The organism is Streptosporangium sp. NPDC050148, assembly GCF_055586505.1.
The window spans coordinates 14350-37594 of the sequence record NZ_JBVJIA010000055.1 but is presented as its reverse complement, the minus strand read 5'-3'; the positions used below and the strand labels follow the sequence as shown (position 1 = coordinate 37594).

21 protein-coding genes are annotated in these 23245 nt (G+C 74.8%); 12 read left to right on the top strand and 9 right to left on the bottom strand.

Annotation, left to right across the window (positions count from 1 at the left end; all coding sequences use genetic code 11):
• Positions 1-297: 297 nt before the first annotated feature.
• Together ACZ6RT_RS36095 and ACZ6RT_RS36090 are read left to right on the top strand one after the other, a co-directional pair.
• Positions 298-1107: an arsenate reductase/protein-tyrosine-phosphatase family protein gene (locus ACZ6RT_RS36095; RefSeq protein ID WP_470158499.1), complete on the top strand. Its 810-nt coding sequence runs from the start codon at positions 298-300 to the stop codon at positions 1105-1107.
• Positions 1104-1490, top strand: coding sequence for a VOC family protein (locus ACZ6RT_RS36090; RefSeq protein ID WP_470158498.1), 387 nt, complete (start codon positions 1104-1106; stop codon positions 1488-1490). The genes ACZ6RT_RS36095 and ACZ6RT_RS36090 overlap by 4 nt, the downstream gene beginning before the upstream one ends.
• A 206-nt stretch (positions 1491-1696) precedes the next feature.
• On the opposite strand, the gene ACZ6RT_RS36085 is transcribed toward ACZ6RT_RS36090, so the two are convergent.
• A complete protein-coding gene (locus ACZ6RT_RS36085; RefSeq protein ID WP_470158496.1) occupies positions 1697-2353 on the bottom strand; it encodes a class I SAM-dependent methyltransferase in 657 nt (218 codons plus the stop codon).
• Positions 2354-2457: 104 nt separating this feature from the next.
• Positions 2458-3465 (bottom strand): hypothetical protein, encoded by a 1008-nt coding sequence (locus tag ACZ6RT_RS36080; RefSeq protein ID WP_470158494.1) that lies wholly within the window; start codon positions 3463-3465, stop codon positions 2458-2460.
• Between the two features lie 158 nt (positions 3466-3623).
• Between ACZ6RT_RS36080 and ACZ6RT_RS36075 the strand changes: the two genes are divergently transcribed.
• The 6 genes from ACZ6RT_RS36075 (at position 3624) to ACZ6RT_RS36050 (ending at position 11218) form a co-directional block, all read left to right on the top strand.
• A complete protein-coding gene (locus tag ACZ6RT_RS36075; protein ID WP_470158492.1) occupies positions 3624-4718 on the top strand; it encodes a sensor histidine kinase in 1095 nt (364 codons plus the stop codon).
• Positions 4719-4742: 24 nt separating this feature from the next.
• Entirely contained in the window at positions 4743-5387 is a 645-nt protein-coding gene (locus tag ACZ6RT_RS36070) for a response regulator (RefSeq protein WP_470158491.1), read from the top strand.
• A 260-nt stretch (positions 5388-5647) separates the two neighbouring features.
• Positions 5648-8077, top strand: coding sequence for a HelD family protein (locus ACZ6RT_RS36065; protein ID WP_470158490.1), 2430 nt, complete (start codon positions 5648-5650; stop codon positions 8075-8077).
• A 38-nt stretch (positions 8078-8115) separates the two neighbouring features.
• The gene (locus tag ACZ6RT_RS36060; protein ID WP_470158488.1) at positions 8116-9471 is read left to right on the top strand and encodes a serine hydrolase domain-containing protein; all 1356 of its coding nucleotides are present in this window, start codon (positions 8116-8118) and stop codon (positions 9469-9471) included.
• 56 nt (positions 9472-9527) lie between these two features.
• Positions 9528-10406: a cytochrome P450 family protein gene (locus ACZ6RT_RS36055; protein WP_470158486.1), complete on the top strand. Its 879-nt coding sequence runs from the start codon at positions 9528-9530 to the stop codon at positions 10404-10406.
• Entirely contained in the window at positions 10403-11218 is an 816-nt protein-coding gene (locus tag ACZ6RT_RS36050) for an isocitrate lyase/PEP mutase family protein (RefSeq protein WP_470158485.1), read from the top strand. Before ACZ6RT_RS36055 ends, ACZ6RT_RS36050 begins: the two co-directional genes overlap by 4 nt.
• A 119-nt stretch (positions 11219-11337) precedes the next feature.
• Here the strand turns inward: ACZ6RT_RS36050 and ACZ6RT_RS36045 are convergent, their stop codons facing one another.
• Both ACZ6RT_RS36045 and ACZ6RT_RS36040 read right to left on the bottom strand, forming a co-directional pair.
• Positions 11338-12144 carry an SDR family NAD(P)-dependent oxidoreductase gene (locus ACZ6RT_RS36045; protein WP_399192603.1) on the bottom strand — a complete coding sequence of 269 codons (807 nt, stop codon included), beginning with the start codon at positions 12142-12144 and terminating at the stop codon, positions 11338-11340.
• Between the two features lie 38 nt (positions 12145-12182).
• Complete coding sequence (locus ACZ6RT_RS36040) at positions 12183-13298, bottom strand: alpha/beta fold hydrolase (RefSeq protein ID WP_399192601.1); 1116 nt, start codon at positions 13296-13298, stop codon at positions 12183-12185.
• Between the two features lie 151 nt (positions 13299-13449).
• Here ACZ6RT_RS36040 and ACZ6RT_RS36035 point away from each other — a divergent pair, with 151 nt between their 5' ends.
• Positions 13450-14322: an AraC family transcriptional regulator gene (locus tag ACZ6RT_RS36035; protein ID WP_470158483.1), complete on the top strand. Its 873-nt coding sequence runs from the start codon at positions 13450-13452 to the stop codon at positions 14320-14322.
• Positions 14323-14446: 124 nt separating this feature from the next.
• Here ACZ6RT_RS36035 and ACZ6RT_RS36030 read toward each other — a convergent pair whose 3' ends face one another.
• A complete protein-coding gene (locus ACZ6RT_RS36030) occupies positions 14447-14968 on the bottom strand; it encodes a CGNR zinc finger domain-containing protein (protein WP_470158481.1) in 522 nt (173 codons plus the stop codon).
• A 214-nt stretch (positions 14969-15182) separates the two neighbouring features.
• A complete protein-coding gene (locus ACZ6RT_RS36025; protein ID WP_470158480.1) occupies positions 15183-15626 on the bottom strand; it encodes a nuclear transport factor 2 family protein in 444 nt (147 codons plus the stop codon).
• 152 nt (positions 15627-15778) lie between these two features.
• Between ACZ6RT_RS36025 and ACZ6RT_RS36020 the strand changes: the two genes are divergently transcribed.
• Positions 15779-16357 carry a TetR/AcrR family transcriptional regulator gene (locus ACZ6RT_RS36020; RefSeq protein WP_399192593.1) on the top strand — a complete coding sequence of 193 codons (579 nt, stop codon included), beginning with the start codon at positions 15779-15781 and terminating at the stop codon, positions 16355-16357.
• Positions 16358-16382: 25 nt separating this feature from the next.
• On the opposite strand, the gene ACZ6RT_RS36015 is transcribed toward ACZ6RT_RS36020, so the two are convergent.
• Together ACZ6RT_RS36015 and ACZ6RT_RS36010 are read right to left on the bottom strand one after the other, a co-directional pair.
• Positions 16383-17357, bottom strand: a complete 975-nt coding sequence (locus ACZ6RT_RS36015; RefSeq protein ID WP_399192591.1) for an ArsR/SmtB family transcription factor — start codon at positions 17355-17357, stop codon at positions 16383-16385.
• Positions 17358-17688: 331 nt separating this feature from the next.
• Positions 17689-18150 (bottom strand): pyridoxamine 5'-phosphate oxidase family protein, encoded by a 462-nt coding sequence (locus tag ACZ6RT_RS36010; protein ID WP_399192589.1) that lies wholly within the window; start codon positions 18148-18150, stop codon positions 17689-17691.
• 531 nt (positions 18151-18681) lie between these two features.
• Between ACZ6RT_RS36010 and ACZ6RT_RS36005 the strand changes: the two genes are divergently transcribed.
• Positions 18682-19068: a hypothetical protein gene (locus ACZ6RT_RS36005; protein WP_399192587.1), complete on the top strand. Its 387-nt coding sequence runs from the start codon at positions 18682-18684 to the stop codon at positions 19066-19068.
• A gap of 142 nt (positions 19069-19210) precedes the next feature.
• On the opposite strand, the gene ACZ6RT_RS36000 is transcribed toward ACZ6RT_RS36005, so the two are convergent.
• Positions 19211-19696: a hypothetical protein gene (locus ACZ6RT_RS36000; RefSeq protein WP_470158478.1), complete on the bottom strand. Its 486-nt coding sequence runs from the start codon at positions 19694-19696 to the stop codon at positions 19211-19213.
• Between the two features lie 167 nt (positions 19697-19863).
• Between ACZ6RT_RS36000 and ACZ6RT_RS35995 the strand changes: the two genes are divergently transcribed.
• Complete coding sequence (locus ACZ6RT_RS35995; RefSeq protein WP_470158476.1) at positions 19864-23100, top strand: ATP-binding protein; 3237 nt, start codon at positions 19864-19866, stop codon at positions 23098-23100.
• Positions 23101-23245 lie beyond the last annotated feature (145 nt).

Genomic DNA, 23245 nt, shown 5'->3' with positions numbered 1-23245 from the left:
ATGTCCATCGAGATGCGCGACACCGACGAGGACGTCTTCCGCGCCGCGGAGGAGCTCGGCATCGACCTGTCCCGGCGCGAGCCGAGCAGCGTCGAGGAGATCTGACGCTCCCGGTACGCGACCCGCGGGCCGGCCCGCGCCCGGGGCACCCGGCCGGTCGGAGGCGTGAGCCTCGGCCGGGTGCCCCGTGGCCGGTCCACGCGCTCGTGCGGCGGCACGGCGCGGCCTGTCACGCGGTCACGCGGGACTCACCTCGCCGGAAGGTCCATCAAATGAGTTTGATGTATTCTGGCGAGCATGGTGCCCGTGGACCGGCCGGTCCCGACGTTCGTGCGCATGGCCGCCCACCCGCTGCGGTGGGGGCTGCTGACCGAGCTGTCCGTGAGCGACCGCCGGGTCCGCGAGCTCGTCGAGTTGCTCGGCCAGCCGCAGAACCTCGTCTCGTACCATCTGCGGCTGCTGCGTGAAGGCGGGCTGGTCACCTCCCGCCGCAGCGCCTTCGACGCCCGCGACAGCTACTACCGTCTCGACCTGGAGCGCTGCGCGCACGCGCTGGCCGGCACCGGCGCCGCCCTGCACCCGGCGCTGCGCCTCGACCCCGCCCCGCCCGGCCTGCCCTCCACGCCCACTGCGCCCGCCACGGCCACCGGACGACCGGCGCGGTCGCGCGTGCTGTTCGCGTGCACCGGCAACAGCGCCCGCTCACCGGTCGCCGAGGCCCTGCTGCGCCACCGCGCCGGCGGACGCGTGGAGGTGACCAGCGCCGGGAGCCGTCCCAGGCCGCGCATGCATCCCAACGCCCTGCGGGTCCTGCGCGAGCAGTACGGCATCGACGCCGACGCCCGCCGGCCGCGCCATCTCGACACGGTGGCCCACCACCGCTTCGATCACCTGATCAGCCTGTGCGACAAGGTCCGCGAGGTCTGTCCCGGCTTCGCCGAGCTGCCGCGGCCGATCCACTGGAGCATCCCCGACCCGGCCGCGGCCGGTGACGACGACCGGGAGAGCTACCCCGCATTCACCCGCATGGCGACCGAGATCGACACCCGGATCCGCTACCTGCTGCCCGTCCTTGCCCGTGCCACGAACCCGGAGGTCCAGCAGTGACGACCCCGTCCCACGAGCTCGCCGGCGTCCGCTACATCGTCGACGACGTGGCCGCCGCCGTCCGCTTCTACACCACCCACCTGGGCTTCAGCCTGCGTACCGACCCCGCGCCCGCCTTCGCCGACGTGGTCCGCGGGCCGCTGCGGCTGCTGCTGTCCGGGCCGGCGAGTTCCGGGGCCCGGGCCACGCCCGAGGGCTCCGGCGCGCCGGGCCGCAACCGCGTCCATCTCGTCGTCGGCGACCTCGACGCCGAGATCGACCGGCTGCGCGCCGCCGGGCTGTCCTTCCTCGGCGACGTCGTCGCAGGTCCCGGCGGACGCCAGATCCTGCTCACCGACCCGGCCGGCAACCTCGTCGAGCTGTTCGAGCCCGCTCCACGCTGAGCCGCCCCGGAAACCGTCCTCTTTCGGTCCCCTGCTCACCCGGCTCGACACCGCCAGGCGCGCGACCACCGACGCCGAACGCGTCCATCCGGTCTCCACCCGCGACCGCGTCCGGCACTTCCACGCCTGGCTGTACCCACGCCCCGTCTCCCGGATCCCGGCCGTGCCTTTCCCCTTCCCGTCGTCCGGCCCGGAGGGCGCACGGCCTACGCGAACGCGACCACGGCGTACCTCTCGTCCTGGACGGCCCGTCCCCACAGGGCGGGATCAGGCAGCGGCTCGACGCGGGCGGTGACGACCAGCGGCCGCAGCGCCGCCAGGAGGCGCTCCGCCTCGACACCGCCCGTCCACGGCATCGGCGGCTCCCCCTCGCAGGACCGCTCCTGGCCGGACCCGGCCGACGTCCAGCGTCCCTCGACGAGGACCAGGCGCCCGCCGGGACGCAGCAGGCCGATCCACCGGCGCAACGCCTCCTGCGGATCGGGCAGGGTCCACAGCAGGTGACGGGAGAGGACCACGTCGAAGGACGTCCCCGCCCGCGCGGGCGGGTCGCTCGCGTCACCCACCATCGTCGGGACGTCGAAACCGGCCTCCGTGAGCTTGCGCCGGGCCTGCTCGACCATCAGCGGGGCCAGGTCCACCCCGACCGGACGGTGGCCCTGCTCGGCGAGCAGCAGGGACAGCGAGCCGGTGCCGCACCCCAGGTCCAGCACGTCGGAGGACGTGGCGGGCATCCAGGAGCGCAGGCGTTCCGCCCAGGCGGCCCGGACGCCGGGGTCGCGAAGGCCGTGGTCGGCCTCCTCGTCGAAGGAGGCGGCGTGAGCGTCCCAGAAGGACGCGATCGAAGCGCTGTTCTCGGGCACCGACAGATCATGCCACCCCTCCCCCGGCGCCGGCGCGCCCTTCCGTCCGGTGCCGGGGAACCCGCCCGTACCCGGGAGGGATCCGTGTCACCGGAGACGGCCCGTCACCCTGTGGTGCCTTTACGGCGACGGGTGTAGGCGAGGACGGCCAGCCCGAGCATGACGCCCCAGGGCAGCCAGACCAGATTGCCCAGCCAGGCGGCCCAGTTGCCGATGCCGAAGGCGGCCTCGCCGGCGAGCCGTGTCCCGAGCAGCGCGGCCACCGGCACGCGCCACATGGTGAAGCCCGCGCCCACCAGCACGACGGAGACCAGGCCGGCGGGGAAGGCCGCCAGCGTGACGGGCACGCGACGGCCACCGAGCAACGGGACCATCCGCGGGAACCTCACCCCCCAGCGGTGGGTGAGGCCGAGGGTGAGCAGTCCCCCGCCGGCGGCCGCCGCGCCGAACACCAGCTCGCGGGTCCGGCCCGCGGGGTCGGCGGCCATCGCCATGGTCTCCTCGTCCAGGCCGAACGTCACCCCCAGCGCCCAGAGCAGCCGGGGAACGGCGTACAGCAGCGGCAGGGCCGCGGCGACGTAGGTGATCCGGCGGCCCCGCCGCAGGTCCTCCGTGGTGATCGCGGAGGACCTGCGGCGCGGGAGCACCGCCACGCAGACCCACAGCACGCCGCCGAGCGCGCACCAGAGCTGGTTGACCACGCCCGCCTCGAGGCGGCCGTTGAGCAGCATCAGCTCGCCGACCCCCAGCAGGATCCTGCCGTCCGGTACCAGCAGGAGCAGGACCAGTCCGATGGACCAGGCGAGACCGCGCAGTCCTCGACGCCCCTCGGACGGCGGCGTCCGGTACGCCACCGCCGCGGCCACCGCACCGGCCAGGCCCGCCACGGCGACGGCCGTCCCGGCGGACCGGGGGTCCAGGCCGACGAGCACCGCCCCCATCCGGCGTGCCCGCGCCGACTCGCCGTACGGAAATCCCGCACCTCCCCAGGCCCAGTACAGCCCTGCCGCGGCGTACCCCAGTGACCAGGCGCCGGCGGCGAGGGCGGCCCACCGGGCACGTCCGCGCCGATGGGCCGGGGATGCGACGGCGCCGCGGATCCCGGGGGTCATGACACCGTGCCTGTCGTCGTCGGATTCATGGATCGAGCATCACGACACGGCCCCTGTCCGCGCACCCGCCGATGGACCTGTCCGGCGGGGCGGAAGCCGTGGGGAACCGGCCGTTCGGCGGGTGTCACGGGCCGGCCCGGCCGCCTACGGTGTCCTCCATGTCAGTTCACAGTGGCGTGTCGGCGATGACGGCGGCCGTGGTGGCGGTCTCGGCCGTGGTCGTCGTCCTTCGCGGGCGCGCCGCCCGCCCGGTGGTCGCGTCGATCGCGACGTGGACGGCGGCCGCGGTGTCGCTGTCCGTCACCGTCGCCTCCTCGGCCGCGCCGTCGTCCCGGGCCACCGCCTGGGATCCGGTCCACGTCCCGATGCTGGTCGAGCTGGGCGCCTTCGCGGTGCTGATCGTCCGGATCGTCCGCCGGGCGCCGGTGCGTCACGCGGTGACGGCCGGTGGCGTGGCGACGGCGGTGATCGCGACGATGGTGCTGCGGCTGATCGGCCCGCCGTCGCCCCTGGCGGCGGTGGGCGCGTGCGCCCTGTGGGCGCTCGGCGCCATGATCCCCGTGGGGGCCGGGCTCCACCTGCGACGGCAGGACCGGAGCCGGGAGCGGTTCGCGGCCGAGATGCAACACGCGCAGCGGCTGCGGCTCGCCCGGGACCTGCACGACTTCGTCGCCCACGACCTCAGTGAGATGGTCGCCGCCGCCCAGGCGGGTCAGGTCGTCACCTCACCCGGGGAACCCCGGAGCGTCGAGCTGTTCCATCTGATCGAACGGGCCGGGCAGCGGGCGATGACGTCGATGGACCGCACCGTGCACATGCTGTCCGACGTGGACGCCTCCGGGACGGGGTACACGCTCGGTGACCTGCCCGACCTCCTGGCCGGGTTCACCGCGACCGGCCCGGTGACCGCCCGTCTCGACCTCGATCCCGCGCTTCCCGGGAGCGTGACGGGTCCGTGGGCCGACGTCGCGTACCGGATCGTCGCCGAGGCGCTGACCAACGTCCGCCGCCATGCGCCGACGGCCACGGGCGTCACGGTGACCGTCCGGCGCGACGAGACGCCGTCGTTGACGGTGACCGTCGTGAACACCCGCCCGGAGGGCGCCCCGGCGTTCCCGCGCGGACACCTCGGCGGGCGCGGGCTGGCCGGTCTGCGCGCGCAGACCGAGGCCGTCGGCGGACGGCTGACCGCGGGACGCCACGACGGCGGGTGGCGGCTGACGGCCACGGTGCCACTGCCCGGCGCGGTGTGAACGGAGGCTGGCAGGATGACGCAGATGCGCACCCGGATTCTGCTCGCCGACGACCAGGAGGTCATCCGTGTGGCGTTCCGCCTCATCCTGGACGCCCAGCCGGACATGACCGTGGTCGCCGAGGCCGCCGACGGCACCACCGCGATCGAGCTGGCCCGCCACCTGCGCCCGGACGTGGTGCTCGCCGACATCCGCATGCCCGGTGTCGACGGACTGCGGCTGACCCGCGAACTCGCGGGCCCGCACGTCGACGACCCGATCCGCGTCATCGTGGTCACGACGTTCGACCTCGACCACTACGTCCACTCCGCGCTGCGCAACGGCGCGTGCGGGTTCCTCCTGAAACGCTCCGGCCCCACGCTGATGATCGAGGCCATCCGGGCCGCGATGGCCGGTGACACCCTCATCAGCCCGCAGGTGACCGTGCGCCTGCTGCGGCATCTCACCGCCGCCGGCGCGCACGCGGACCGTTCCGTGACGCTGACCGCCCGGGAGATCGACGTGGCGCGTCTCATCGGCCAGGGCCGGTCCAACGCGGAGATCGCCGCCGAACTCCACATCTCCCTCGGCACGGTCAAGGGGCACGCCGCCGCCGTCCAGCGCAAACTCGGCGTGCGCAACCGGGTGGAGATCGCGATCTGGGCGTACGAGGCGGGACACACCGCCTGAGAGCGCTCCGCGTCCTCGGCGGCTCTCGACGCGGGGGTGAGCGTCTTTCCCGGAAGCGGATGCGGCGGTCGTCCCAGCGATGACCCGGGCGCGGTGCGCCGGTGTGGCGTGGCCGTGGCGGAGGGATGTCGAGCGGCCGGGCGGACACGGCCTGCGAGGAGATCCGGGAACGCCGGACACGGACGCGACACGAGAAAGAGGGCTATGCTTGCATGACTCAGCAAAACAAATAGCCCATTAGACAGGAGTCTACCAAAGATATGGAGCGTCGTCAACACGACTCCGCTCTCGCCGAGGCGTTGCGGCTCGAACAGGCCTATGTCGGCGGGCTCTACGAACGGCTCGACGTCGTCCGACGGGAGACGGAGGCCGCGCTGCGCGCGGAGTACGCGCGCGGCGAGACGGGCGGCCTGCGCCAGGCGAGGATCGAGCGGGAGGTCGCCTCGGCCGAGCACGCCCGCCGCCTGGCCCGGCTGTCCGCGGTCGAACGCGACCTGTGCTTCGGCAGGATCGACGACACCGGCGGCGAGACCCTCTACATCGGCAGGGTCGGACTGCGCGACGCCGACCGTGAGATCATCCTCACCGACTGGCGTGCCCCGGCGGCCCGCCCCTTCTACACCGCCACCCCCGCCACCCCCGAGGGCCTGGTCCGGCGCCGTCACCTGCACCTGCGCGGCCGCACCGTGGTGGGACTGGACGACGAGGTGTTCGACCTGGATCGCCTGAGCGACGGCGACCGCCGCACCCTGGTCGGCGAGGCCGCGCTGATGGCGGCCCTGCGGCGGGGGCGCACCGGGCGGATGGGCGACGTGGTGGCCACCATCCAGACCGAGCAGGACCGGGTGATCCGCTCGGACCTGCCCGGCGCGCTGGTCGTCCAGGGTGGCCCCGGTACCGGCAAGACCGTCGCCGCCCTGCACCGGGCCGCCTTCCTGCTGTACGCCCACCGCGACGTCCTGGAACGCCGGGGCGTGCTGGTGGTGAGCCCCACCTCGCTGTTCTCCCGCTACATCGGCCAGGTCCTGCCCTCCCTGGGCGAGACCGACGTGGTGCTCTCCAGCCTGGGCGAGCTGTACCCCGGGGTGCACGCCGTCGCCACCGACGCCCCGGCCACCGCGGTCGTCAAGGGCGACCTCCGCATGGCGGGCGTGGTGGCCGCGGCGCTCGCCGACCGCCAGCGCGTGCCCGAGGCGGACCTGGAGGTGAGCATCCCGGTGCGGACCTCCGTACGCGACGGGGTCGAGGTGGTGGTCGAGCGGATGACCCTGACGGTGGACCACGCCACCTGCGTGCGCGCCCGTGACCGGGCCAGGAACGCGCGCCACCCGCACAATGTGGCCCGCAGGCTGTTCGTGATCGACATGCTCAGGGCGCTGGCCGTGGACGAGGCCGTCCGGCTCGACGGCCCGATGGAGGACGAGGACCTGCGCTACGCCCGCAAGGTGCTCTGGTCGCAGCCCGCGGTGCGCGAGGCGCTGGACGCGCTGTGGCCGCCGCTCACCCCGCAGCGGCTGATCGCCGACCTGCTCGCCTCCCCCGAGGCGCTGCTGTCGGCCGCCCCCGGCCTGTCCGGCGCCGAGCGCGCCGCCCTGCTCAGGCCGCACGGTGAGCCCTGGAGCGTCGGTGACGTGCCGTTGCTGGACGAGGCGGCCGAGCTTCTCGGCGAGGACGGTGACGCCGCCGACGCCGCCGACGCCGCCGACGCCGCCGACGCGGCCGCACCGGCCCCGGCCGGCCACTGGGACGACGAGTACGAGGACGACGAGGAGCTCTACGCGCTGGGCGTGCTGGAGTTCACCGGCCTGCTGGAGGACGAGATGATGGTGGCCGGTGCGCTGGCCGACCGCCACCGCGCGCCCGCCCCGGCCCGTACCACCGCCGACCGGGCCCGCGCCGACCGGCGCTGGGCGTACGGGCACGTCATCGTCGACGAGGCGCAGGAGCTGTCGGCGATGGCCTGGCGGACCGTGATGCGCCGGATCCCCGCCCGGTCGCTGACCGTGGTGGGTGACATCGCGCAGACCGGATCGGCCGCCGGGGCCCGCTCGTGGGGAGAGATGCTCGACCCCTACGTCAAGGGCCGCTGGCGGCAGGAGACCCTGATGGTCAACTACCGGACCCCGGTGGAGATCATGCGGGTCGCGGCGGACGTGCTGGCCGCCGTGGCGCCGGACCGGCGCCCCCCGGAGTCGGTACGGGAGGGCGGGAGCCCGCCCCGCGCCGTACGGCTCGACCTGGGTGACCCCGTCCCCCCCGGCGGGCCGCACGGCGCGGACGACACCGACACCGACACCGGCACCGGCGGCGGCGGCGGCGGCGGTGACGACACCGATACCGGTACCGGGACGGGCGTCGGCGCGCTGGTGGCGCTGGTCGAGGAGGAACTGGCGGAGATCGGCGAGGGCCGCCTGGGCGTCATCGTCCCCGACGCCCGGCACGCCCGGCTCGCCGCGCTGTTCCCCGCGCACGGCGACCTGCTGGACTCCCCCGTCGCGGTGCTGACCGTCACCGCCTCCAAGGGGCTGGAGTTCGACGCCGTGGTGGTCGTCGAGCCCGCCGAGATCCTTACCCAGGCCCCCATGGGCGGCAACGACCTCTACGTGGCGGTCACCCGGGCGACCCGCAGGCTGACGGTGACGTACCGGGACGAGCTGCCGCCCATGCTCTCCCGGCTCGGGCGCCACTAACCTGGGGGCACTTTTTCGCCTCGGGGAGGAGCCATCTGATGTCGCCGGTTCTGGAGAGTACGGCTCGCCTGCTGCTGCGCAGGATCGCGGTGGAACAGGCGCAGGGACGCCTGCCCTCGCTGACCGCCGCGGTGGTGCGCGACGGGGAGCTCGCCTGGTTCGGCGCGCGCGGCAAAGTGGACGGGGCCGCTCCCACCCCCGACACCCAGTACCGCATCGGCTCGATCACCAAGAGCCTGGTCGCCACCGTGGTGATGCGCCTGCGCGACGAGGGACGGGTGGGCCTGCTCGACCCGATCGGCGAGCACGTGCCCGGCCTGGACGTCGGCGGGGTGACCGTCGCCCAGCTGCTCTCGCACACCTCCGGGCTGAGCGCGGAGTCGCCGGGCGCGTGGTGGGAGCGGACCCCGGGCGTGCCCGCCGGTGAGCTCTTCGCCGACCTCGGCCCCGACACCGTCAAGCACCGGCCCGGACGCCGCTTCCACTACTCCAACGTGGGCTTCGCGCTGCTGGGCGAGCTGGTCGCCCGGCACCGGGGCGTGAGCTGGGAGGCCGCCGTACGGGAGGAGGTCCTGCGGCCGCTGGGCATGAAGGACACCACGCCCCGGCCGCGCGCCCCGCACGCCCTCGGCTACGCCGTGCACCCCTGGGCGGACGTGCTGCTGCCCGAGCCCGAGCACGACGCGGGCGCCATGGCCCCGGCCGGGCAGCTGTGGTCCACCCCGGCCGACCTGGCCCGGTGGGCGGCGTTCCTGGCCGGTGACACCGCGGGCGTGCTCGACCCGGACACCGTCGCGGAGATGCGCGAGCCCGCGACCGTGGACGACGGCGACACCTGGACCGGCGGCTTCGGCCTGGGCCTGCAGCTGGCCCGCGCGGGAGGACGCCGCCTGGCCGGCCACACCGGCTCCATGCCCGGCTTCCTCGCCACGGTGTGGGCCGACCCGTCCGACAGGGTGGGGGTGCTGTTCACCGCCAACTCCACGGCGGGCGTCTCCCGCGGTCTGCTGGTCGAGCTGCTGGCGATCCTCGACCAGCACGAGCCGCGCCTGCCCGAGGAGTGGCACCCCGTCGCCGACACCGCGGGCCTGCTGGAGCTGACCGGCCCGTGGTACTGGGGTCCCAGCGCGTACGTGCTGCGGCTCCTGCCCGAGGGCGGCCTCTCCCTCACCCCGATGACCGGCGTGGGCCGGGCCTCGCGATTCACCGCCCGGGCCGACGGGACCTGGCTGGGGCTGGACGGCTACTACGCGGGCGAGACGCTGCGCGTGGTGCGCGGGCACGACGGCTCGCCCGTGCACCTGGACCTCAACACCTTCGTCTTCACCCGCACCCCCTACGACCCGCGGGCGGACGTGCCCGGCGGGGTGGACGAGGGCGGCTGGCGCGGCTGAGCGGGACCCGGACGTTTCGGCCGGCACCGAAGTGTCCGGCCCCTAGCCTGGGGGCCATGACATCGGATCCATCGGTGGTGAGCCGCCACGCCGAGGTACGGGCCGTGCTGGCCGACCCCCGGTTCACCGTCGACCCCGTACCGCGCCCGCCGTTCGCGCCGACCGTCGCGTGGCTGCGCGGTGCCGTCGGCCGCTTCGCCGAGGGGCCCGCGCACGCCGGGCGGCGGGCCACGGGCGAGGCGGTGCTGGCCGGGCTGGACCCCGCCGAGCTGCGCGCCGAGGCGTACCGGCTGGCCTCGCGGGAGCCCGGCCCGCTCCCCTGCCCCGTGGAGCTGATCCCGGTGCTGGTGCTGGCCGTCGCCCTGGGAGTACCGGCCGGGGACGGGCCGCGCGCCGTGGAGGCCGTCGCGGCGATCGCCCCGGCGTACCTTCCGGGACCCGGATCCGGAGGGGCCGGTGACGGGGCCGGTGACGGGGCCGGTGACGCGGCGACGCGAGAGGCGGCCGACGCGGGGGTGGCGCTGCTCTCCCGGCTGCTGGGCGACCCGCCCCCGGAACGGCTGGCCGTGCTGGCCGGGTTGCTGGCCCAGGCGTGCGGCGCCACCGCGGGACTGGTCCGCGGCGCGCTGGCCGCCGCAGGGGCGGCGCACCCGGCACCGGGACGCTCCCCGGCGGGCACCGTGGAGGAGCTGCTGGCCGCGACGCTGCGCGACGACCCCCCGGTCCGGGCGCTGCGCCGCAGGGCGCCCGGCGGGCAGAGCGTGGTGCTCGACATCGCGGCGGCCAACCGGGACCCGGAGGCGCCCGGCGATCCGGGCCTCGGGCCCCCGGGCGAGCACGGGCACCTGACGTTCGGGGCGGGACCACGGGCCTGTCCCGCCCCGCGGGTCGCCCTGGCCCTGGCGGCCGGGACGGTCGAGGGGGTGCTGCGATGACGTTCGCCCGGTTCAGGGCCCTGCACCACGGCGACGAGCCGTTGCTGCTGCCGTGCGCGTGGGATCACGCCTCGGCGGCGGCGCTGGCGCGGGCCGGGTTCGCCGCCGTCGGGACGACGAGCCTGGGGGTGGCCGCGGCGGCCGGCAAGCCGGACGCCGGGCGGGCGACCCTGGAGGAGACCGTGGCACTGGCGCGGTCCATCGCGAGCCTGGACGTGCCGGTCAGCGTGGACATCGAGGACGGGTTCCGGCCCGACCCCGGCCGGGTGGCCGACCTCGTCGCCGAGCTGGCCGCCCTCGGGGTCGCGGGGGTCAACCTCGAGGACGGCCGCGGCACCGCGCTGGCCGACGTCCAGGCCCAGACGCGGCTGATCGGCGTGGTCAAGCGGCGGGTCCCCGGGGTGTTCCTCAACGCCCGTACCGACGCGTTCTGGCTGGGCGTGCCCGACGCCCCGGCCCTGGCGCCGATCAGGGCCCGCGCCTACGCCGACGCCGGGGCCGACGGGGTGTTCGTGCCGGGCGCGAACACCGAACGGGACATCGAGACGCTGGTGACCGGGACCGGGGTGCCGGTGAACGTGCTCGTCCAGCCCGAGCTTCCGGTACGCAGGCTGGTCGAGCTGGGCGTGGCCAGGATCAGCTACGGCTCGCTGCTGTTCCGCGCGGCGCTGCACGCCGCCGTCACCACCGCGCGGGAGCTGGCCGCCGGTGAACCGGTCCGCCCCGGCATCCCCTCCTACGAGGAGGTCGAGGCACTGCACCGCTACGGGCGGGACACCGGGACCGGGACGGGCTCCCCCGGTCCTCGCTGACCGGACCCGGGCGGGACGACGGGTCCGAAAGGGACGGGGTCCGATGAGGCGCCGGATCAGCCGGGGCGCCAGGCCCGGTGGAACGGCTTCGGCGCCCCGCCTGGCCGGGCGGGGCGGACTCAGATCTCCTTGAGGAACCCCGCGTCGACGGCGAAGTCCGCGCCGGTCGTGCTGGCCGAGCGCGGCGACGCGAGCAGGGCGACCACGTCGGCGACCTCCTGCGGCTCGACGAGACGCCCGGTGGTGAGCTTCATCATCTCCACCGCGACCCGGTCCAGCACGCTGTCACGGTCGGTGCCCGCCTGGGCGGCGATGATGTCGGCGGCGCCGCCCTCGTCGGTCCACCACGGCGTCCGCACCGGGCCCGGGGAGACGGTGTTCACCCGGATGCCCTGCGGTGCGAACTCCTCCGACAGCGCCTTGGTGAGGTTGTTCAGACCGGCCTTGGCCGCGCTGTAGTCGACGTTCATCGCGGCCGGCAGCCGGGCGCTGCCGGTGGAGATGTTGACGATCGAGCCACCGCCCCGCCCGAGCATCACCGGGACGGCAGCGCGGACGGCCCGTACGACCGAGAACAGGTTGAACTCGAACATCTCCCGCCAGTCGTCGTCGGTGGGGGTGAGGAACGAGAAGCGCGGCAGGGACACGCCGGGAGGCGGGCCTCCGGCGTTGTTGACCAGGATGTCCAGTCCGCCGAACTCCTCCACGGCCCGCGCCACGACCCGGCCGGGCGCCTCGGGGTCCATCAGGTCGGCCGGTACGTGCAGGAGACCGGCACCGCCGAGCTCGTCCAGCTCGGGGGTGCTCTTGCGGGAGGCGGCCACGACGCGCGCCCCCTCGGCGAGGAGGGTGCGGGTCACGGCCAGGCCGATGCCCTTGGAGGCGCCGGTGACGACGGCGACGCGACCGGAAAGCTGCAGATCCATGAGTGTCCTGTTCGTCGAGCATGCCCGGTGAGGGCCTTTCACGTGGGCAAAGCTATGGCCGGGACACCCGCTCGGGCTGGCGGGATTGAGACGGGCAACCCTGGCTGGATTCGGACCCCGCGTCCGGACCCGCGGCCGGGGCCTGCCGGACGCGCGGTGTGGAGCGCGGTGAAGGCCAGCAGGGACGCGGCGGTGCGCGGCGGATCCTCCAGCATGGGCGAGTGCCCGACGCCGGGCAGCACCTCGATCCTCGCGCCCGGGACGACGCGGTACTCGGCGGCGGAGGAGGAACGCCACCTGCGGTCGTCCCTGCCGAAGACGACCAGCAGCGGCGTGCCGAGGTCCGCCAGCCGCTCCGGGAGCGCGCGCCGCCCCAGGTAGTCCTCGGTCGCCTGCGACGTCGAGGTGAGCGCGTGGTAGGTGAGGCCGCGCACGTCGTCGACGAGCCGTTGCGGGGCCGTGTAGCCGGGGCGGGCGAACGCGGTGTCCAGCCCCCGGCGGATGATCGTGTCGGTCCGGAACCGCCACAGCAGCTGCCCGACGGCCGGGACGAACAGGAGCCGGCCGACGAACCCGTCCGAGACGAAGGCGTCCATGCGGGGCCCGGAGTCGACGAGCACCAGCGCGGTCACCAGGTCACGCCGTTGCTCGGCCAGGGCGGTGGCGACCGAGCCACCGGTGGAGTGGCCGACCACCGTGGCGTGCTCGACGCCGAGCCGGTCCAGGACCTCGCCGACGCGGCGTCCCTGCTCCGGGATCGTGTAGCCCTCGCCGGCCGGTTTGGCCGACCGGCCGTGCCCGAGCAGGTCGATCCGGATGACGCGATGCGACCCGGTCAGCAGCGGGACCAGCGGGTCCCACCAGGAGGCCGACCCGGCCAGCCCGTGGATCAGCACCAGCACCGGCCCGTCGCGGGGACCGTCCTGGAGCACGTGGACGCCACCGCCGGCCAGGGGCAGGACCGAGTCACCGGTGGCCCCGGCCTCCTGGCGCGACACCAGCACCGTGTTCGCCAGGAGCGACGCGGCGACGGCGAGGACGACGGCCGAGGCGATGACGCGGCGTCTGCGGCGGCCACCCGTGCGCCCGACGTCCGGGCTCTCGCCGGGAGAGCGGGAATCGGCGGTGACGCGGCGGTCGCGCGTGCGTCTCATGCCGGGCCCCCGATCGTGAGGACACGGATCGGCGCCGTCCGGCCGAAGAGGAGATCACTCCTGGAAGAGATGGTCATGGGCTCACTGTCGCCGTACGCGCGCGCCGCAGGCTTGAACGAATGTTCCCGCGGGCCCGGCGTAGCATGTGGCGATGCGGTCAAGCGCGCGCGGGCGTGCCGATGCGGTCGCGTGGGACGTCGCGCGCCCGGAGCGGCCCAGCCGGGTGCCCGGTGTCAGCATGGCCGGGTTCCGTGACCGTGGCACGGCCGTGGCCGGTCACCGGGCGGTCCCCCATCCGGCCGTGTCGCTGGCCCTGGAGTTCGGCGCCGGCCCGCTCATCGTGGACGACGCCGCGGGGCGGCAGCGGCGGGGAAGTCTCGTCGCGGGGGTCGGGTTCGGGTTCGGCGCGGTCCGGGTGCGGGGCGAGAACTTCGAGGCCGTACAGGTGCGCCTGTCCCCGGTGGTCGCGCACGCGATCCTGGGCGTCTCCCCCGCGGAACTGGACGGCTCCGTGGTGCCCCTCGACGAGGTGTGGGGCCGGGAGGCGTCACGGATCGGCGAGCGGCTCCGCGAGGCCTCCTCGTGGGAGGAACGCTTCGCGGTGACGGACGCGCTGCTCGCCCGCCGGTGCGAGCGGGGGGTGGCGGTGGACCCGGAGGTGGCCTGGGCCTGGGAGCGGATCGCCGCAGGACGTGGCCTGGTCCGGGTCGACACCCTGGCGGCCGAGGTCGGATGGAGCCGAAAACGGCTGTGGTCCCGGTTCCGCTCGCAGATCGGCCTGCCGCCCAAGCGCGCCGCGAGGCTGGTCCGCTTCGACCACGCCGCCCACCGCCTGGTCGCGGGTGGGGACGCCGCCCGGGTCGCGGCGGAGAGCGGCTACGCCGACCAGTCCCACCTGCACCGCGACACCGTGGCGTTCACCGGGGTGACCCCGGCGGCCCTGGCCGGCGAACCGTGGCTGGCGGTCGACGACGTCGCATGGGCCGGCCACGCCGCCGGCGCCGCGGAACGCGGGGGCCGGTGATCGCCGGGACGAGAGGCGGCGGCCCCGCCCGCGCCCGAGACTCACGGCGCGGTCCGTACACCCGAGGCTCATGACACGGTCCGCCCGCACCTGAGGCTCACGGCACGGTCCGCGCCCCCGAGGCTCACGGCACGGTCCGCGCGCGATGGCGGCGTACCGCGTCGCGGTTGGCGCACCGCTGGGAGCAGTAGCGCTGCCGCCCGGTCCGGGAGGTGTCGGCGAAGATCGTGGCGCACTCGGTCACGGCGCACCGCCGGAGCCGGTGCATGCCCCGTCCCGCCAGGTGCAGCGCGGTGCCGACGGAGATCAGCGAGAACAGCACCGAGCCGAACGGCTGCCATTCGCCGCGGTAGTGCAGGTGCCAGCCGTCGCCGGCGTGGTCGGTCAGGCGCGGGTAGGCGGCGGCCGCCGCCAGCATCCGGTTGACCAGCTCGGCGCGCTCGTGCTCGTCGGTGGCGTCGACGACCTTCTCCCACGCGTCCAGCGTGGCCCAGGTCTTCTCCAGGTCCCCTCGTGTGACCGGGCGGTCCACCAGCAGCCCGGCGGCGCGGCAGCGCTCCGAGAGCTCCCCGGCGCTCGCCGGCCGACGGTTGGCCAGGTCCGCGGCCAGGTTCACGGCGTCCTCGCCGTAAGGGTTGAGGTGCATGAGGTCATTACATCAGGCTTGTGTCGCGCGACACCATCCTGATGTGCGCCGGGCGGACGAGGGCGACGTCACGGAGCTCGCGGAGCTCGCGGGCCCGGGGTCCTGCTCTTCGAGACCCTCGGCGGCGACCGCTTCGACCCGCCGGAAGGATCCGCCGGGCCGGGCAGGTGCCGGGCAGGGCGGCCCGCACGACTCGTCGCCGGTCCGGGCCCGCTCACGCCGGTGGCCGCGGGTCGCTCCCCCCGGTCACGGTCTTCCCCTCTCCCAGGGGGAACCGCCGCAGCAGGATCTTCCGGTGGTCGATCCGCCACTCCCGGCCGACGCGCACGACACCGTCCTCGTAGACGACGCTCGCGCAGGTGCCGTCCGCGTCGATCCCGATCCCCTTGGAGCGGGCGCGCACCCGGCCGTCGGCGAGCTCGGTCAGGACGACGTTCGTGACGTGATGGCCGACCGGGTTCCGGGCGCCCAGCGCGCGCCCCGCCGCCGCGATGGCCGCCACGCCCTCCAGCGGGTCCCGGCCGAAGTCGGTGAGGTCGTAGACCACGTCGTTGGTGAACACCTCGTCCAGCCGGTCCAGCTCCCCGCTGTCGCACAGGTGGCCGTGCATCGCGATCAGCTCGGTGACGGCGGCGCGGTCCTCGCACGTGAGTGCCATGACGATCCTCTCCTGGAACGAGGCCCCGGACGGCCCGCCGGTCACGCGGGGATCGCGCGGCCGTACTCGGGGCGACTAAACGGGGATCTCCCCGTTTCTGTTCCGCTACCCTAAGCGGGGAACACCCCGGTTAGCAAACTTGGAGTCGGCGGATGACGGGTACGGACAGGACGGCGGTTCCGGGACGGCCGCGGCGGGCCGACGCCGCGCGGAACCGGGGGGCGCTGCTCACGGCGGCCAGGGAGCTCTTCGACGACTACGGGCCCGAGGTCGCGCTGGACGAGGTGGCGCGACGGGCCGGGGTGGGCAACGCGACCCTCTACCGCCACTTCCCCACCCGCGGTGACCTGCTCGTCGCCGTGTACGCCGAGGAGGTGACCGCGCTGTGCGAGCAGGGCACCGCCCTGCTCGGCGATCCCTCACCGGGTGGGGCGCTCCTCACCTGGCTGGACGGCTTCGTCGTCCACGTCGCGACCAAGCGGGCCCTGGCCCTCACGGCCGCCGAGGGCGGCGACGAGCGGCGCACCGAGCTGTTCGGCCGGTGGCACGAGTCGATGCGGTCGACCGCGCGGGGGCTGCTCCTGCGGGCCCAACGGGCCGGTGCCGTCCGCGCCGACCTCGCGGTGGCCGACATGCTCGCCCTGGCGAGCGCGGTCGCCGTCGCGGCGGCCGACGCCCCCGACGCGCGGCGGCTGCTGCGCATCCTGCATCACGGCTTCGCCGCGACCTGACCGGGACCCGTCCGGAGCCCGGCCGTCAGGGGAGTTCCGTCAGGGCGTCCGCGCGCCGGGTGCGCCGGTACAGGACGTGCCGGCCGTCCCGGCGCCTGGTGACGAGCCCGGCGCGGTGCAGGGCGCCCAGGTGGTAGGAGATCGTGCTGGCCGCCACCGCGTGCCTGTCCGCCAGCTCCGCGGTCGAGCGGGCGACCCCCAGGTCGCCCAGGAGGGCGGCGCGTACGGCGCCGACGACCTCGGTGAGCTCCGCGGAGCCGCGGTGGCCGGTGGCGCCCACCCGGCAGGCCGGGTAGTACACGGTCACCTGCGCGGCGTCGTCGAGCTGGAACATGAGATCCGTCCGGTTCAGCACGCTGGGCGCCAGCACGACGTCATGGTCGGACAGGTCGATCGCGGCGTCGTACCGGCCGTCGATGGTCAGGGTGTCGCCGTTCCAGCCGACCCGGGGATGGATCTCGTCCAGCATCCGACCGATGCCGTGCTCGGCGACGACCTTCGAGCGTTCGGCGATGTCGTTGTCGAGCACGGACTGCAACGACGGCCAGCCGTCGTGGAGCGTCTCGCGCCAGAACCGGTCCAGGCCGGCGGCCAGACGCCGCTGCAGGCGGCCGGACTCGGCGAGCCGCCGGACCCGCCGGGAGGGGGGACGGCCCCAGTGCGCCACGGCGATGGACAACACCTGGGTGTCGACGTCGTCCTGGCCGATCGCCTCGATCTCGGCGATCTGGGTGTGGAGGATCTCCTGCCACGAACCGGCCCGGGGCTTCGGCGTGAGCAGGTCCGGCATGTACTCGCCCCACGTGGGGGGTATCAGGTCGGCGACCAGCGCCACGTCCGGATGCCGCAGGACGCCCCTGGCGGCGGGGCCTGGATCACCGAACACCGGGTGCCGCCGGCCGGTCGCGGCCAGCTGCAGCCACTGCGCGGCCTCCATGGCGGGAGAGATCGACAGCCGGGTCCTGCTCAGCGTCCGCACGCCGAACCCCAGCCGGATCATGGTCCAGACGATAACACCCCTGCCGCTGGATTCGAATCCACTCGAATCATTTCCACCGCGGCGACCGAACGCTGTTCACTGGTGTCATCGCACGAGCGGCCATCACCCGCGACCGGACGCGTCTCCTCGGACCCGGACGCGAGGTGTTCGTGCGCCGGCGTGTGCCCGCCGTATGCCGGACGCGCGCACACGCCCGCTGTGCCCGGGTGACCTGCGACCCACCCGGGGTGGGGGGGACCGAGCCGGCGTGATCGGGAAGGGCTGGGGAGGTCCGATCACGCCGGCTTTCGCACGGGTCCTCGCGGGTCGCGAAGGAGGCGGCCGGGCCCTCTCATCGGGGGCGTGTGACGCGGAGCCGCGCGTCGGTGACGTTGTCGAAGCGCGCGTCCCCGCCCCGGACCAGGACGAAGTGCCCTCGCACGTCGGCGCGGTAGGCCACCAGGACGCCGGACGGCGCGAGGTCGTCGCCGGTGAGCTCCTTGCCCGCGGGGAGGCGGGCGTTGAGCGCCGCCAGGGCCGCCACGGGATCGTCGGCGGGACCGGCCACCGCCTCCAGGTAGAGCGCCTCGGCACCGCCCACGGGCGCGTGGGAGTCGAAGACCGTGATCGCCACGTCCGGGCGTTCGGCGATGTTGCGGGAGTGCCTGCTGTCCGGTGCCGACACCCAGAAGAGCCGGTCCTCGTCGCGGGCGGCGAAGAAGACGGGGGTGGCCCACGGCCGTCCCTCGCGGTCGGCGGTCGCGAGCACGAGGTAGCGGCTGTCGCCGAGCAGCCGGGGGACCGTCTCCCACATGTCGCCCACCGGCCGCGGGCCCGCCGGCCGGGGCGCCCGGAGGTGAGATTCCTGAGATGCCCGATCGGTGCGGTCACCCGCCCGTCCGCGGGCGGGCGGCCCGTCCGCCGCGTCCGTGTTCGTCATCGCTCCCCCTGTGATCGCCGGTGTGCCGACACATCCTCGCGTCCGCCGCGGGGTCTCATCAACGCCGGGATCCGGGACGATCGCTCACACCCGCCGGCGAACGAGGGCGTCGGGCGGCCCGGCATGCGGCGGCGCCCTCCAGGACCGGGAACCCGTCGGAGGCCGGCGGGAGAGACCGCCTCTTCCGTTTTCCGGTATGGCGCTCGCGAGCAAGCAGTCGGCGCTCCCGGACAACTTTCGCCGCACGTTCCTCCCTATGTTCGGTGAGGCGGTCCTGCGAGACCGTGACCGGGGGGAAACGGGCTCGTCCATCCGGCCGGTCCGCCTCCGTGTCCGGCGGAGGTCTCTCGCGGGCCACCCCGTGGTTTCACCACGCTCCATCACCGAATTCGACAGGAGACCGATATGAAGATCAACCGTTCGGCCGGAGCGGCTCTCGGCATCGCGGCGGTGCTCGCCACGTCCCTGGCCACCGTCACCCCCGCCGAGGCGGCGGCGTGCGAAGTCCAGATAGGCAGGACCTCCAAGTCGGGCAGTCAGATCGTCGGTTACGGCAGCCTCAGCGGCTGCCCGAGCTCGTCGACCGCCCAGCTCTTCATCCAGCGGCAGACGGCCCCGGGCTTCTGGAGCCGGGTGAGCGCGATCGCGACGGCCCGCCAGGGCTACGACGTCTACGTCCGCTACAACTGCTCGGGCACGGGCACGCAGTCCTACCGGACGCAGATCAACGGCACGACCATCGGCGGTACGGCGAAAATCAAGAACTCCAACACCATCAGGGTCAGCTGCTGATCCAGCAGGCCGCGGCACGGTCGCGTGCCGGGAGCAGAGGTGCGGGGCCGTCGGCGGCACGGCCTCGTCGGTGACGGCCGCACCGCCGGCGCTCCTGCCGCGCTGCCCCGCGGTGGCAGCGCGTCCTCGGCTCCGAGGGGTGTTACAGAGCGATCATCTTCAGGCGGACCTGGTACGAGTACGCCGTCTGCTCGCTCCCGGTGAGGGTGTCGGTGATGATCGTGCTGTCGCCCGCGGTGGTGAGTCCGGCGCACGTGCTGCCGAAGGCGGTCACCGTGCCGAGCGAGTCACCCTGGCCCCAGACCGGGCCGTCGGTCTCGCGCAGGTCGAAGACCGCGTTCTGGGTGCTCTGGATGATCGAGGTCGGGTCCTCGAACTGGCCGGGGTCCCCGTCGTCGCCGGTGTTCATGCCGAAGTAGTCGGCGTTGATCCGGGGGAAGAGGTTCCCGCCGACCAGGAACCGGAGCTCGTCCCGGCCGTCCCGGTCGGCCACGTTGCCGGCGTCGATGTCGTACAGCTCCACGCGGCACGAGCCGACCATGGCGGCCGCCGGGGTCGCGGCCAGCGCCATCGGCGCCACCAGACCTGCGGCCAGGGCGAGTGCGGCGATCACCTTACGAGAATGCATGCTGCTCCTCCTGGAGACGCTGCGTCTCGCGACGGTCGCGAAACGCGGCATCAGAGTCGCGGACGCGGCGTGAGCACATCGTTAGACCACAGGTCAACGGCATAGAGCACGCGATCTCCGTGCCTTTCGGCACAGCCGGGCGGCAGGGACGCGCCTACCGTCCTCGCATGGGAGACTCCTTCAGCCTGCTGCTGCTCGGCACGCCCGAGCTGGTCGTCGGGGGAAGGCCGGTGCGGATCCGTTCCGCCAAGACGCGGGCACTGCTGTGCTACCTCGCCACCACGCCGGGGGCGCGCTCGCGGGCCGAGCTCGCGGGGCTGCTGTGGGGCGAGCGTCCCGACGCCAACGCCAGGGGCAGCCTGCGGCTGGCGCTGTCGGAACTGCGCGGGAACGTGGGCGGCTGGCTCGACATCACCCGCGACCACGTCGGCCTCCGCGCCGGCGACGGCTGTTTCGTGGACTACCGGCAGCTCACCCGGGACCCGACGGTGGCGGAGGCGCTGCGGTTGTGGCGCGGGGAGTTCCTCGACGGCCTCTCGTTCGGGGACGCGCCCGCGTTCGCCGGGTGGCTGGAGTGCGAGCGGCGGCGGGCCCGGTCGCTGCTGCGCGAGCTGCTCGTACGCGCCGGGCCCGCCGCCTCCGAACACGTCGTGCGGCTGGCCAGGATCGTGACGGAGCTGGACCCCTACGACGAGGAGGCCCACCGGGTGCTGATCGCCTCCCTGGCCGGGACCGGAAGGCGGGCCTCGGCCCTGGCCTGCTACGAGGAGCTGCGCCTGCGGCTGGCGCGCGAGCTGGGCGTCGATCCCGCACCCGAGACCCGCGCGCTCCACCGGGAGCTCACGCCCAGGCTCGCGACCGCCCGCCGGGCCGCCCTGCCGGTCCCCGGGTCGGAACTGGTCGGCCGCGAGTCCGACGTCCACCGCATACGCGCCCTGCTGTCCAGGGAACGCCTGATCACCCTGTCGGGCCCGGGCGGCATCGGCAAGACCCGCCTGGCCATCGCCGCGGCGCAGGCCGACGACCGGGACGCCGCCCCGGGGATCGGGAGGCACGGCACCGCGTCCTCCCCCTCGGCGGACGTCGCGTTCGTGTCCTTCGCCGGAGTACGGGCGGAGGCGGCCGTGACGACGCTCGCGCGCCGGCTCGGCGTGGACCTCTCGCCGCCCCGGCCCGCCGCCGAGCTGCTGCTCGCCGCCCTCGCCGGTCGCTCGACGCTGCTGGTGCTCGACAACCTCGAACATCTGCCGTCCTTCGACGGGGTGATCGCGGAGATCCTGCGGGTGGCGCCGGGACTGCGGGTACTGGCGACCAGCCGGCGGCGGCTGGACGTGCCCGGGCAGGTGATCGTCCCGGTGGAGGGGCTGGCCGAGCCGGCCGCCGAGGCGTTGTTCGTCGCGCGGGCGCTCAAGGCCCGGCCGGGGTTCGACCCGGAGCGCGAGGCCCCGCTGGTGGCCGCGATCTGCGCCGCGACCGGCGGGCTGCCGCTGGCGATCGAGCTGGCGGCCGGTCTGCTGCGCGCCGTGCCCTGCGCGGACCTGGCCGAACACCTCGGAGTGGACACCGGACTGCTCTGCGTGGCCGGGCCCGCCGCACGCTCCAGGCACGCGAGCATGCGCACGGTCTTCGAGACGTCCTGGCGGCTGCTCGACCCGGCGCGGCGGGCGGCGCTGGCGGCGTTGTCGGTGTTCGACGGCGGCTGCACCCCGCGCGCGGCCCTGGAGGTCACCGGAACCGGTCCCGAGGTGCTGGTCCACCTGGTCGACCACAGCATGCTGCAGCTCACCCCGTCCGGCCGGTACACCCTCCACCCCGTCATCCGGCGCCTCGCCGCCGACCGCCTGGAGGACCCCGGGGTACGCGAGCGGCACACCCGCCATTACGCCCGTCTCCTCGACCGGCACGCCACCGCGCTCCAGGACGGCTCGGACACCGAGGTCGTCCGCGTGCTCGGCGCCGAGATGGACAACATCCGCCAGGCCTGGCGGGCATCGGGGCAGCCGCGCTTCCTGGACCACTACTGGACGTTGTGCCTGCGACTGCGCCTGTACGAGGAGTCGGTGGCGATCGTCCACGAGCACCTCGACCCCCCTCCGCAGGACCCGCGCCTGCGGGCCCGCCTGCTCCGGATGGCCGCGGTGAGCTCCCACCAGCTCGCCAGGGAACGTGCCGCCACCCGCCTGGCCCGCGCCGCCCTCGACACGCTCGGCGAGCCGCTCCCCACCACCCCCACCGGCCTCGCGACCGCCCTCCTGACCGCCGCCATCCGCCAGGCCGCTCACCGCCTCCTGCCGGCCACGGCCGCCCGCCGCCTCCCCGCGTCCCGTACGGCCGGGACCGAGACCGAGACCGAAACCGAAACCGCGGCCGAGGCCGCGCAGGCGCTGACCCTGCTCGCCCGGCTCGCCTACCACCGGCAGGATCTCCCCGTGATGCTGGTGACCTCGCTACGCCAGCTCAACGCCGCCGACCGCGGCACCGACCGGGCTCTGCGCGCCGAGTCCTGCGCGAACGCCGCCACCATCGCCCGCCTCGCCGGTCGCCACCGCCTCGCCACCCACTACGGCGACCTCGCCGACCGGGCGCTCTCCGGCGTCGGCCACCCGGACGAGACCGTGCACCGGACCCGGCTGGCGCGCGGGATCGACCTGCTCCACGCGGGCCGTTTCGAGGACGCCAGGCGGTCGTTCACGGAGGGACGGTCGCGGACCATCGACCCGCGGGTGGCCGAGAGCTGCGCCGGCATGCTCGCCGAGACCGCACTGTGGCAGGGCGAGTTCGCCGCGGCGGCCACCGGGTACGCGGAGACGGAGGAGCTGGCGGTCGCACGGGTGGGCGGGGACGACATCGGCCGCCACTGGTGCCTGACCGGTCGCGCGGAAGCGCTGCTGCGCCTGGACGAGGCGCCGGTGGAGCGGATCCGGGAACTGCTGGCCGCCGCCCGCGCCTCGCACGAGCGGCGGCGTACGCACGCCGAGGAGATCGGCCTGCGCGAAAGCCCGGCGAGCCGCACGATCCAGGAACTGCGCCTGCTCACCATCGCGGCCCGCCTGGACCCGGCACGGGCGCCCGCGGCGCCGGCCGAGGCGCTGAGGTTGGCCCGGCGGCTGCCGACGGTGCAGCCCGGCATGCTGGAGTGCTGGACCGGCCTCGCCGAGCTGCTCGGGGACGCGCGGCAGGACCGGACCGCGGCCCCCCTCCTGCTCGGGCACCTGTCCCGGTACGCCGCCCGCAACCCCGGCGCCGCCGCCCGGATCGGCTGGGCCCTCGCACTGGTCCTGGCCGCCCTCGGCAGGCGGAGGCAGGCCCGGCGGACGGCCCGGCGGGCGATGACGACCGCCGAGCGCCTGGCCGCACCGTACGACCACCGCAGAGCCGAGTTCCTGGTACGCGCCCTCGGATGAGGGTCTCACCGTCTTCGAGGACGGATGATGCGCACGCGGCCGCCATCTTCACGCCGCCGGGTACCGCTGCCCGCGCCGCAGAGTGCCGCGAGGGGGTGTGGCGTGCCCTTCTCGGCCTCTCTCCTTTGGGGGGTTCTGCGTGGCG